Annotated in this window: 8 protein-coding genes; all 8 read left to right on the top strand. The window is 65.9% G+C overall.

Features of this window, described 5'->3' with window-relative positions:
• Positions 1-26 precede the first annotated feature (26 nt).
• The 8 genes from MTX34_RS13140 to rpmA all read left to right on the top strand — a co-directional run bounded on the left by MTX34_RS13140 (position 27) and on the right by rpmA (position 11825).
• Positions 27-2018, top strand: a complete 1992-nt coding sequence (locus MTX34_RS13140; RefSeq protein ID WP_243609711.1) for an alpha/beta fold hydrolase — start codon at positions 27-29, stop codon at positions 2016-2018.
• A 9-nt stretch (positions 2019-2027) separates the two neighbouring features.
• A complete protein-coding gene (locus MTX34_RS13135) occupies positions 2028-4703 on the top strand; it encodes a valine--tRNA ligase (protein ID WP_243609710.1) in 2676 nt (891 codons plus the stop codon).
• Positions 4704-6134 (top strand): folylpolyglutamate synthase/dihydrofolate synthase family protein, encoded by a 1431-nt coding sequence (locus tag MTX34_RS13130; protein ID WP_243609709.1) that lies wholly within the window; start codon positions 4704-4706, stop codon positions 6132-6134.
• Positions 6131-6520, top strand: coding sequence for a DUF4233 domain-containing protein (locus MTX34_RS13125; RefSeq protein WP_243594056.1), 390 nt, complete (start codon positions 6131-6133; stop codon positions 6518-6520). Before MTX34_RS13130 ends, MTX34_RS13125 begins: the two co-directional genes overlap by 4 nt.
• 68 nt (positions 6521-6588) lie before the next feature.
• Positions 6589-7002: a nucleoside-diphosphate kinase gene (gene ndk, locus MTX34_RS13120; protein WP_243609708.1), complete on the top strand. Its 414-nt coding sequence runs from the start codon at positions 6589-6591 to the stop codon at positions 7000-7002.
• Between the two features lie 500 nt (positions 7003-7502).
• Positions 7503-10955, top strand: a complete 3453-nt coding sequence (locus MTX34_RS13115) for a translation initiation factor IF-2 N-terminal domain-containing protein (RefSeq protein ID WP_243609707.1) — start codon at positions 7503-7505, stop codon at positions 10953-10955.
• A 235-nt stretch (positions 10956-11190) separates the two neighbouring features.
• Positions 11191-11502, top strand: a complete 312-nt coding sequence (gene rplU, locus MTX34_RS13110; protein ID WP_032394581.1) for a 50S ribosomal protein L21 — start codon at positions 11191-11193, stop codon at positions 11500-11502.
• 59 nt (positions 11503-11561) lie between these two features.
• The gene (gene rpmA / locus MTX34_RS13105) at positions 11562-11825 is read left to right on the top strand and encodes a 50S ribosomal protein L27 (RefSeq protein WP_032379202.1); all 264 of its coding nucleotides are present in this window, start codon (positions 11562-11564) and stop codon (positions 11823-11825) included.
• The last annotated feature ends 95 nt before the right edge of the window (positions 11826-11920 follow it).

Below are 11920 nucleotides of genomic sequence, written 5' to 3'. Positions count from 1 at the left end.
GCGACCGACAAAGCTAGGCTCGGTGGATGAGCATGTACGACGATGTCGACGAGTACATCGGAGCCCGCCGAGTCACCGGCCTGGCGGCCACGCACGATTTCTCTCGCGCGGTGATCGTGGTTGCCGCACTGGACGATTCACGGACCGAGTATCGAACGTCGTTGTGGGAGATCGACGTCGACGGTGGTTCGCCTGCCCGTCGCCTCACACACGGTGAACTGGGGGAGAGCGCTCCGGTGTTCACCCCGGCGGGCGATCTGTTGTTCTCCCGCCGATCGAGCAAGGACGATCCGGCCCGGCTGTGGATCCTGCCTGCCTCGGGCGGCGAGGCGCGAGTGCTCGAGACGCGGTCCGCCGGTCTGAGCGAGATCCGCACCGCCCGTTCCGGTTACGGACTCGTCGGGTTCTCGCCGGTGTTCGGATCGTCGAGCACCGATGAGGAAGACGACGCCCTGCGCACGGAACGCAAGGCAAACAAGGTGGATGCGATTCTGCACACCGGTGTTCCGGTGCGGTTCTGGGATCACGATCTCGGTCCTGCCACCCCACATCTGTTCGCCGGATCGACCGACGGCACGACGGGGTTGCGTGATGTCACCCCGGATGCGGCCGGAGCCCTGCACGAGGCGTCGTTCGACGTCAGCAGGGACGGCACGTTCGTCGTGTCCACCTGGGCCGTTCCCGGTGCACTCGCGACCGTGCGGACGGTGCTGGTACGCATCGACACCGAGACGGGGGAGCGTGCCACGATCGTCGACGACGTCGACGCCGACCTGGGTGCGCCGGCGATCTCGCCCGACGGCGCGTCCGTGATGTTCGTGCGAGAGTCGCTCTCCACTCCCGAGGATGCGCCTCGAATGACGCTGCAGCGCTTCGATTTCGGGACTTCTTCGGTGATCGATGTGGCGCCGGGCTGGGATCGCTGGCCGATCGATCCGGTGTGGCTGTCGGACGGGTCCGGGGTGCTGGTCACCGCGGACGACGACGGCCGGTCTCCCATCTTCGTCGTCCGCGAGGGCGCGGAACCGCGTCGACTGACGAACACGAACGATGCGTACACCCACGTTCACGTGTCCTCGGACGGAACCAGGGTGCTGGCACTCGCCGCGTCCTATCTGGCCGCCCCGCATCCGGTATCGATCGACCTGTCCGACGGCACCGTCGTCGACCTCGACACCGCCATCGAACACTGCCCGTTGCCCGGCACTCTCACCGAGATCGACACCGTCGTCGACGACGGCTCGCGCATACGCGGCTGGCTGGCACTACCCGATGCTTCCCCCGACGCGGCACCCGCGCCGCTGCTGCTCTGGGTGCACGGTGGTCCGCTCGGCTCGTGGAACACCTGGTCCTGGCGGTGGAATCCGTGGCTGATGGTCGCCCGCGGGTACGCGGTGCTACTGCCCGATCCGGCTCTGTCCACCGGCTACGGCCAAGAGTTCGTGCAGCGCGGTTGGGGAGCGTGGGGTAAGGCACCGTTCACCGATCTGATGGCGTTGACCGATGTAGCGGCCGCGCGAGAGGACATCGACCACACCCGCACTGCGGCGATGGGCGGATCCTTCGGCGGCTACATGGCCAACTGGATCGCCGGCCACACCGACCGGTTCGACGCCATCGTCACCCATGCGAGCCTGTGGGCGCTCGACCAGTTCGGACCGACGACCGATGCGCCGTACTACTGGGCTCGCGAGATGTCCCCGGAAATGGCGGTGGAGAACTCCCCGCACCTGTTCGTCGCGGACATCGCGACGCCGATGCTGGTCATCCACGGCGACAAGGACTATCGCGTACCGATCGGCGAGGGCCTACGGCTGTGGTACGAACTGCTCAGTGAGTCCGGCCTGCCCGCCGACGACGAGGGAAACACCGAGCATCGTTTCCTCTACTTCCCGGCGGAGAACCACTGGATTCTGAGTCCTCAGCACGCCAAGGTCTGGTACGAGGTGGTGCTGGCATTCCTGTCGGAGCACGTGCTGGGCGAGAGGGTGTCGATGCCACGAATCCTCGGCCACTAGAATCGACCGGTGACCAGTTCAGCGCCAGAGCACTCAGAGAACCCCGCCGATTCGATCGACCTGCCCAAGAGCTGGGATCCCAGTGCGGTCGAGGCGGAGCTGTACCGGTCCTGGGTCGACGCCGGATACTTCGAAGCCGACGCCACCAGCGGCAAGCCGCCGTACTCCATCGTGCTGCCACCGCCCAACGTCACAGGCAGCCTGCACATGGGCCATGCTCTCGATCACACGTTGATGGATGCGCTGAGCCGGCGCAAGCGGATGCTCGGGTACGAGGTGCTGTGGTTGCCGGGTATGGACCATGCCGGTATCGCCACGCAGACCGTCGTGGAGAAGCAGCTCGCCGCCGACGGCAAGACCAAGGAAGAGTTCGGCCGCGAGCTGTTCATCGACAAGGTCTGGGACTGGAAGCGTGAATCCGGTGGCACCATCGGTGGCCAGATGCGACGCATCGGCGACGGTGTCGACTGGAGCCGCGAGCGTTTCACCATGGACGACGGCTTGTCCGAGGCCGTACAGACCATGTTCAAGCGGATGTTCGACGACGGTTTGATCTACCGCGCCGAGCGACTCGTCAACTGGTCGCCGGTGCTGCAGACCGCCATCTCCGACATCGAGGTCAAGTTCGAGGACGTCGAGGGCGAACTCGTGTCCTTGCGCTACGGGTCGCTCGACGATTCCGAGCCACACGTCATCGTTGCCACCACCCGTGCCGAAACGATGCTCGGCGACACCGCGGTTGCCGTTCACCCCGACGACGAGCGGTACAAGGCACTCGTCGGTACCACCCTCGAGCACCCGTTCACCGGACGACGAATTCCGATCATCGCCGACGACTACGTCGACCCCGAATTCGGTACCGGCGCAGTGAAGATCACCCCGGCTCACGATCCCAACGACTTCGAGATGGGCGTGCGGCACTCGTTGCCGATGCCCTCGATCATGGACAAGGCCGGGCGGATCGCCGATACCGGAACGCAATTCGACGGGATGGACCGTTTCGAGGCGCGCGTGAAGGTGCGTGAAGCACTGGCCGAGCAGGGCCGCGTCGTTGCCGAGAAGCGCCCCTACCTGCACAGTGTCGGCCACTCCGAGCGTAGCGGTGAGCCGATCGAGCCGCGGCTGTCGCTGCAGTGGTGGGTCAAGGTCGACACGCTGGCGAAGGCGGCCGGCGACGCAGTCCGCAACGGCGACACCGTGATTCACCCCAAGAGTCAGGAACCGCGTTGGTTCGCCTGGGTGGACAACATGCACGACTGGTGCATCTCGCGCCAGCTGTGGTGGGGCCATCGGATTCCGATCTGGTACGGGCCCGACGGCGAGACCGTCTGCCTCGGACCGGGGGAGACCGCACCCGAGGGCTGGGAGCAGGACCCCGACGTCCTCGACACCTGGTTCTCCTCCGGGCTGTGGCCCTTCTCGACGATGGGGTGGCCCGACGCCACCGCCGATCTCGAGAAGTTCTATCCCACCGGCGTTCTCGTCACCGGGTACGACATTCTGTTCTTCTGGGTCGCCCGGATGATGATGTTCGGCACCTACGTCGGAGCCGACGACGCGATCACCGCAGGCAAGCAGGGGCCGCAGGTTCCGTTCCGTGATGTGTTCCTGCACGGCCTGATTCGCGACCAGTTCGGCAAGAAGATGTCGAAGTCGCGGGGCAACGGAATCGATCCTCTCGACTGGGTCGATCGGTTCGGTGCCGATGCGCTGCGCTTCACGCTCGCGCGCGGTGCCAATCCGGGTGCCGACATGTCCGTCGGCGAGGATCACGCACAGTCCTCGCGCAACTTCGCCAACAAATTGTTCAACGCCACCAAGTTCGCTCTGATGAACGGAGCGGCACCGGCAGATCTGCCCTCGCGCGTCGAGCTGACCGACGCCGACCGGTGGATCCTCGACCGGCTCGACCAGGTTCGGGCAGAGGTGGACGCAGCGTTCGATCGTTACGAGTTCAGCAAAGCGTGCGAGGCGCTCTACCACTTCGCCTGGGACGAGGTCTGCGACTGGTACCTCGAGATCGCCAAGGTGCAGTTCGCCGACGACGCCGTCGCTGCCACCACGCGCGGAGTTCTCGGTAACGTCCTCGACGCCCTGCTGCGCCTGCTGCACCCGGTGATTCCGTTCGTCACCGAAACGCTGTGGAAGGTACTCACCGGTGGCGAGTCCCTGGTGATCGCGGAGTGGCCCACCCCTGCTTCGGAGTCTTCGGATCCTGTTGCGGCGCAACGTATCGAGGACATGCAGCGGCTCATCACCGAGGTTCGCCGGTTCCGCAGCGATCAAGGACTCAAGCCTTCCCAGAAGGTGGCGGCCCGCATCGTGGGAGTCTCCGAGGCCGATCTGGACGGGCAGATCTCAGCGGTGACCTCGCTTGCTCGACTGACCGAGCCCGCCGAGGACTTCGCTGCCACCGCCTCGGTGGAGGTACGCCTGAGCAAGGCCACCGTGGTCGTCGAACTCGACACCTCGGGCACCGTCGACCTCGTCGCCGAACGGGCACGACTGGTGAAGGATCTGGCCGCTGCGGAGAAAGAACTGGCGCAGACCAACGGCAAGCTCGGCAACGAAGCGTTTCTCGCGAAGGCACCGGATGCAGTGGTGGACAAGATCAGAACACGCCGGACGATCGCGACCGAAGAGATCGCACGCATCTCGGCGCGGCTCGAATCGATGGGAACCTAAGTGACAGAACCGGACGCCGCCCTGCCGGTACCGCCGCCGAGTCCGGTCGATCTGGCCGAGCTCGCACTCGTGGAGGCCGAGCTCGACAAGCGTTGGCCCGAAACGAAGATCGAGCCGTCGACGGCTCGGATCTCGGCGCTGATGGATCTGCTCGGCTCGCCGCAGAAGGCGTACCCGTCGATTCATGTCGCCGGCACCAACGGCAAGACCTCGGTGACCCGCATGATCGACGCACTCCTCACCGCTTTCCATCGCCGCACGGGCCGCACCACCAGCCCACATTTGCAGATGGCGACCGAGCGGATCAGCATCGACGGGCACCCCATCTCGCCGCGGCTCTACGTCGACACCTACAACGAGATCGCACCGTTCGTGGACATGATCGATGCGCAGTCCGAGGCTGCGGGCGGACCCCGAATGAGCAAGTTCGAGGTGGTCACGGCCATGGCGTTCGCCGCGTTCGCCGAGGCCCCGGTCGAGGTTGCCGTTATCGAGGTCGGACTCGGCGGGCGTTGGGACGCCACCAACGTCGTCGACGGCGAGGTTGCCGTCATCACCCCGATCGGCCTCGATCACGTCGAGTTCCTCGGCGACGATCTCGCCGGAATCGCCGGGGAGAAGGCCGGGATCATCAAGAAGGCACCGGAATCGCTCGTGCCACGCGACACCGTCGCGATTCTGGCCGAGCAGAAGCCCGAGGTGTCGGAGGTCCTGCTGCGGGCAGCAGTACAGGCGGATGCTGCTGTGGCGCGGGCCGGATCGGAATTCGCCGTGCTCGGCAGGCAGATCGCCGTTGGCGGTCAGCAACTGGAACTGCAGGGGCTCGGTGGGGTCTACACCGACGTCTTCCTTCCGTTGCACGGCGAGCATCAGGCGCGCAACGCCTCGCTCGCATTGGCGGCGGTCGAGGCGTTCTTCGGTGCCGGGCCGGATCGTCAACTCGATCAGGACACCGTGCGCGGTGCATTCGCCACGATCGTCAACCCCGGTCGGCTCGAGCGGGTCCGCAACGCTCCCACCGTGTTCCTCGATGCCGCGCACAACCCGCACGGCGCAGCGGCGCTTGCAGCCGCGCTCACCGACGAGTTCGACTTCCGCAAACTCGTCGGTGTCGTCAGCGTGATGGCGGACAAGGACGTCGGAGCCATTCTCGAGGCACTGGAACCGGTGTTCGACGACATCGTCGTCACCCACAACGGGTCGGCTCGGGCGATGGACGTGGATGCGTTGGCCGACATCGCGGTGGCCAAGTTCGGCGACGAACGCGTCGTGGTGGCGTCGACGCTGCCCGATGCACTGGAAACGGCGATCGGGTTGGCCGAGGAAGTCGCCGAGCCGGGCGAGGCCGTGTCCGGTGCCGGAGTCGTGGTCACCGGATCCGTGGTGACCGTCGGCGCAGCGCGCACCCTGTTCGGAAAGGATCCCGCGTGAGCGAGACAGAGTTCAGACCTCCGACCAACGATCCGTGGAAGGGGTTCCGCGGTGTCTGTGCAGGAACGTTGGTGCTCGAAGCCATCGTGGTTCTGCTCTCGCTGCCTGTGGTCGCCGTTGTGGGCGGCGGGGCAACGTGGTTTTCCACCATTTACATCGTTCTGCTCGCGGTTGCGATGATCGCAGGCGCGGGCAAGCAGGGTGAGCCCTGGGCGATGAAGTTCAATCTGATTCTGCAGGTGTTCGTTCTGCTCGGAACGGTGTTCCATCTGTCCATCGGCATCGTCGGCCTGATCTTCATTGCGGTCTGGCTGTATCTGCTGTACCTGCGGCGTGACATCACCGAACGGATCCGACGCGGAATGCTGCCGGGGCAGCGCGACTGACAGGACAACCTGTCGGTTTCGGAGATGCGGCGCGCGCCGCTGCGTGTTGTTCCATTACTGTCGTCGACGTGACCGACCGCACCCTTGTACTGATCAAGCCCGACGGAGTTGCCCGGCGATACGTAGGAGAGATCCTCGGCCGCGTGGAGAAGAAAGGTCTGAGCATCGTCGCACTCGAACTCAAGACCGTCTCCCGTGAATTGGCCTCGGCTCACTACGCAGAGCACGAGAGCAAGCCGTTCTTCCCCGATCTCCTCGAGTTCATCACCTCCGGACCGGTGGTGGCCGCAGTACTGGAAGGCCCCCGCGCCATCGCGGCCTTCCGTCAGATCGCCGGCGGTACTGACCCCGTGGCCAAGGCGGTTCCCGGAACCGTTCGCGGTGACCTCGCCCTCGACGGTCAGCAGAACCTGGTGCACGGATCGGATTCCGTGGAATCGGCCGAGCGCGAGATCGCACTCTGGTTTCCCGGCCTGGCCTGACTGCTCCGCCTCAGACACGAAACGAACGTTCGCGCAGCCACGCCGCACCCGCTCGGAACCCGATCGGTGCGGCGTGGCGAGTACGCACCACAGCGTGTGGGATACTCGACGGAGATCGACTCCACTGCACCAGTAGGTAACAGTTCACGCTCCACCCGAAGCCCAGGCTTCACCGAAGTTCGCTAGGCCGGTGTCGTGGATTCGATCGGATGACTGTCGTCTATCCGCTGCCCGTCATCGCAGATGCTCGAACGAGAGACAGGCTCGTTCGGGTTCTTGCTTGATGATCAGGCGCTCGGATCGCCGGTACACCACCATCCAGCCAGGCACTGCACACGTTGTCATCGACCACCGAGAACTACGAAACGGTCGTCGACTCGGGTGCGGAGCGAGACCGAACAGCTGACGTCCAACCCGACGTGAGTACACAAGGATTGCCCTCGCGTGGCCGCGTCACACCCGAAGTCGGATGGACGCGCCCGGGGGCCCGAGGAGACTACGTGGCCGATCAAAGCCCGCCCGAAGATGTACAGAACGCGAACGCAGGAGGTCCGGAGCCCGACGGCACCGTGTCGTCCGCGGACACGGACTCGGTGTCGTCGGCGCAACCCGACACCATCGAACTGCCGACCAGGCTGCGCGTGCATGCACTGGCCAAAATTCTGGGCGTCACCAGCAGACAGTTGCTCGTCACCCTCGGTGAACTCGGCATCGAAGCGCGCAGTGCGCAGTCGAGTCTGAGCCGCGACGTCGCGGAGTCCGTGCGCGATTCGGTCAACGCTCCCGCGGCACCGACGGGCGATCCGTCGCCTGCCGAGCAGCCGGAGCCGACCGCCACACCGGCTGCAGAGGTGCCGCCGGTCGAGGCCCCGTGGTCCGAGCCGCAGCTGTTCACCAGCGCGTCCGCACCGGAGTCGGAGGCCGCTCCACCAGCGGCAACGACCGACCAGCCCACGGCGACCACGTTCGCCACTCCGCTGTTTCTCCAGCCCGCCGCAGCCGACGCCCCCGCACCCGAGGCAGCGGAGTCACCGACCGAGCCCCCCGCTCGCCGCCGCCGTAGCCGGAAGGCAGCGCCCAAGGACGAGGTCGCGAACACCGACAGCACCACCGATACCGACACCGGTGAATCGACCTCCGCGCCTGCAGAGTCCGGTACGTCCGAGATCGCTGCCGTCCCCGTCGTCGAGTCCGCGCCGTCGGAGTCCGACGAGTCGGCTGCTTCCGAGAACTCGGGTGACGGCGACGACGACCAGTCTCAGCCTCGGCGTCGTCGGCGTGGCCGTCGTGGTCGCGGTCGTGGTCGCGGCGAGCAGTCCTCGGACGAGAATTCGAACGACGAGAACTCCGACGACGACGGCGATACGGACACCGCCGGCTCGGCCGACGCGGAATCGACCGACGCGGACACGAACGACAGCTCGGACGCCGACTCGGACGAGTCCTCGGCGGGCGACGAGCAGCAGTCGAACTCGGGACGACGCTCACGTCGATCACGTACTCGCAGCCGTACCTCGGACCGGCAGAACTCCGACTCGGCAGATTCGTCCGACGACACCCGCACCGCTGACTCCTCTGCCGAGGACGGCGACGACGAGTCCGATTCGGGTGCCCAGGACAACTACGACGACTCCGACAACGGCGGTTCGGACGGGGACGGCTCCAGCCGTCGTCGTCGTCGCCGTCGTCGTCGCAAGACCGGAGCCGAGGCTGCTGCCGAGGGCGCGTCGTCCGAGGACGATCCGCCCAACACGGTCGTGCACGAGCGGGAGCCGCGCAACAAGAATCGGGCACCCCGGGACGAGGTTCAGGGAATCACCGGCTCCACGCGTCTCGAAGCCAAGCGTCAGCGCCGCCGCGACGGGCGCGACGCCGGCCGTCGTCGTCCGCCGATCCTCACCGAGTCCGAGTTCCTGGCTCGCCGCGAATCCGTCGACCGCGTCATGGTCGTCCGCGAGAAGGCGACACCGGACCATCCACTGACCACACAGGTTGCGGTGCTCGAAGACGGTGTGCTCGTCGAGCACTTCGTCACCAGCAGTGCCACCGCGTCGATGGTCGGCAACGTCTACCTGGGCCGCGTACAGAACGTGCTGCCCAGCATGGAAGCAGCGTTCATCGACATCGGCCGCGGCCGTAACGGTGTGCTGTACGCGGGCGAGGTCAACTGGGACGCTGCAGGGTTGGGCGGAAACTCGCGCAAGATCGAGCAGGCCCTCAAGCCCGGCGACCAAGTTCTCGTCCAGGTCAGCAAGGACCCGGTGGGACACAAGGGTGCGCGCCTGACCACGCAGTTGTCGCTCGCGGGCCGCTTCCTCGTCTACGTCCCCGGTGGCAGTTCCACCGGCATCAGCCGCAAGCTGCCCGATACCGAGCGCAAGCGGCTCAAGGAAATTCTCCGCGACATCGTGCCTGCCGAGGCGGGCGTCATCATCCGCACCGCGGCCGAGGGCGTCAGCGAGGAGGAACTCGCTCGCGACGTCACTCGCCTGCAGGCGCAGTGGGCCAGCATCGAGGAGCGCTCGGCCAACGCCGAAACCGGCAAGGGCGTGCAACCGCAAACGCTGTACGAAGAGCCCGACATGCTCGTCAAGGTCATCCGTGACCTCTTCAACGAGGATTTCTCCAAGCTCGTCATCGAGGGGGACAAGGCCTGGACGACGACGTCCACGTACGTCGAAACGGTCGCCCCGGACATGATGGAGCGACTGCACCGCTACGAGGCCGACGGCAGCTCGGTCGACGTCTTCGCCGCGCACCGCATCGACGAGCAGTTGGCCAAGGCCCTCGATCGCAAGGTCTGGTTGCCCTCCGGTGGAACGCTGGTGATCGATCGCACCGAGGCGATGACCGTCGTGGACGTCAACACCGGGAAGTTCACCGGCTCCGGCGGCAACCTGGAAGAGACCGTCACCCGCAACAACATCGAGGCGGCCGAGGAAGTCGTTCGCCAGATGCGTCTGCGAGACATCGGCGGCATGATCGTGGTCGACTTCATCGACATGGTGCTCGAGTCCAACCGCGATCTGGTCCTGCGGCGACTCACCGAGTCGCTCGGACGCGACCGGACACGCCACCAGGTCTCCGAGGTGACCTCGCTCGGACTGGTACAGATGACCCGCAAGAAGCTCGGCACCGGGCTTGTCGAGGCGTTCTCCACCACGTGTGAGCACTGCCAGGGTCGCGGCATCATGGTGCATCCGTTCCCAATCGACGCCAAGCCGGACAACGACGGCGGTCGCTCCAACTCGTCGCGTTCGGAGTCGAGCAACTCGGGAACGAGCAGCAGGCGTCGACGCGGCAAGGACAACAAGTCCGACGGTAACGATCGGCCCGAAGGCAACGATCGGGCGGCGACGCATTCTCAGGGCGGTACCTCGGACGGTCCCGAGCACCCCGTGGTCGATCCCTCCGTCAAGCGGGCGCACCCGGTGGCTCTGGCCATGGCGGCGCATCATGACGATGTGGTGGCCGACGTCAGCCCCGCCGATGTCGAGACATCGGCACCGACCGACGCTGCCGACGGCGATGCGGCGGTGACCGTGGTCTCCGCCGACGACGTGAACGTGGCGGCTGCCGCGGTAGCGGATGCAGAGACGAACGTCACGGCAGCCGACGAGGCCAGTGGGACGCAGGCCGACGAGGCTTCTGCCGAGTCGTCCGTCGTGGAACCGGTGGCACCGAAGGCCCGACGGGGACGGCGGGTGGCTCGCAAGGCTGCCGCACCGACCGGCACGGCCCCCGACGCGGGCATGGTCATCGTGGTTCCTGCCACGGAGGACACGGCGGACACCGCACCCGACCAGCCGGGGGCGGCCTCCGACGAAGCGGCAGCACCGATCACCGCGGCGGCCGAGCAGCCCGTGGAGCCGGTGGAGTTGCCTGCGGCACGTCCTCGCAGACGGCGCGCAGCAGCGCGGCCTGCAGGTCCTCCAGTGGACATCGATGCCTAGCAGAACAGGGCAGTTTGACCCTGGCCGTCTCCCTGCCGTAACCTTGATAAGTCGCTCCCGGTGACACCGTTCTGCTGTGCCGTAGTGGCCCTGTAGGAAACAACGGTTCTCGAGCGGGCCGAGATGTTCGACATCCCGGCCGGCCGATAGGGAGCAAGCAAACACGTTTTACCAGACCAGTCGTGTTGCCATGCGCAACGCGAGCAAGTTCGAAGAAGCAAGGGGTAGCCCTCCGATGGCAACGTACGCGATCGTCAAGACCGGCGGAAAGCAGTACAAGGTCGCTGTTGGTGACCTCGTCAAGGTCGAGAAGATCGAGGGAGCGCCCGGCACTGCTGTCTCGCTTGCTCCGGTCCTCGTCGTAGACGGATCCGACCTGACCACAGATGCAGACAAGCTGGCGAAGATCTCCGTCGCCGGTGAGATCGTCGAGCACACCAAGGGCCCGAAGATCCGCATCCACAAGTTCAAGAACAAGACCGGATACCACAAGCGTCAGGGACACAGGCAGAAGCTCACTGTCCTCAAGGTCACCGGAATCAAGTAACCAGGTCTCACCGGACCCGCGTTCTCTCAAGCTGATTCACCCCGAGGAGGGTATGCAACATGGCACACAAGAAGGGCGCATCGAGCTCCCGTAACGGTCGCGACTCGAATGCTCAGCGCCTCGGCGTCAAGCGTTTCGGCGGCCAGACCGTAGGCGCAGGCGAGATCCTGGTTCGTCAGCGTGGCACGCACTTCCACCCCGGCGTCAACGTCGGCCGTGGCGGCGACGACACCCTGTTCGCACTGGCCCCGGGCGCAGTCGAATTCGGTGCCAAGCGCGGACGCAAGACCGTGAACATCGTTCCGGTCGCTGTAGAGGCCTAGTCCTTCTGCAGCTCGCGCTCACGATGGTCGGTACGGCAGATATCTGCTCGAGCCCACCATCGACTGCGTACGTTCACAGCTCCCGATAGGGGCGG

It is taken from the genome of Rhodococcus sp. ARC_M5 (assembly GCF_022810405.1).
Classification (GTDB): domain Bacteria; phylum Actinomycetota; class Actinomycetes; order Mycobacteriales; family Mycobacteriaceae; genus Rhodococcoides; species Rhodococcoides navarretei.
This window is presented reverse-complemented; position numbering and strand designations above follow the sequence as displayed.

Excerpts from the sequence above, each read along its gene's own strand:
- rplU (WP_032394581.1), top strand. The coding sequence starts at position 11,191 with ATGGCAACGTACGCGATCGTCAAGACCGGCGGAAAGCAGTACAAGGTC.
- MTX34_RS13140 (WP_243609711.1), top strand. The coding sequence starts at position 27 with ATGAGCATGTACGACGATGTCGACGAGTACATCGGAGCCCGCCGAGTC.
- rpmA (WP_032379202.1), top strand. The coding sequence starts at position 11,562 with ATGGCACACAAGAAGGGCGCATCGAGCTCCCGTAACGGTCGCGACTCG.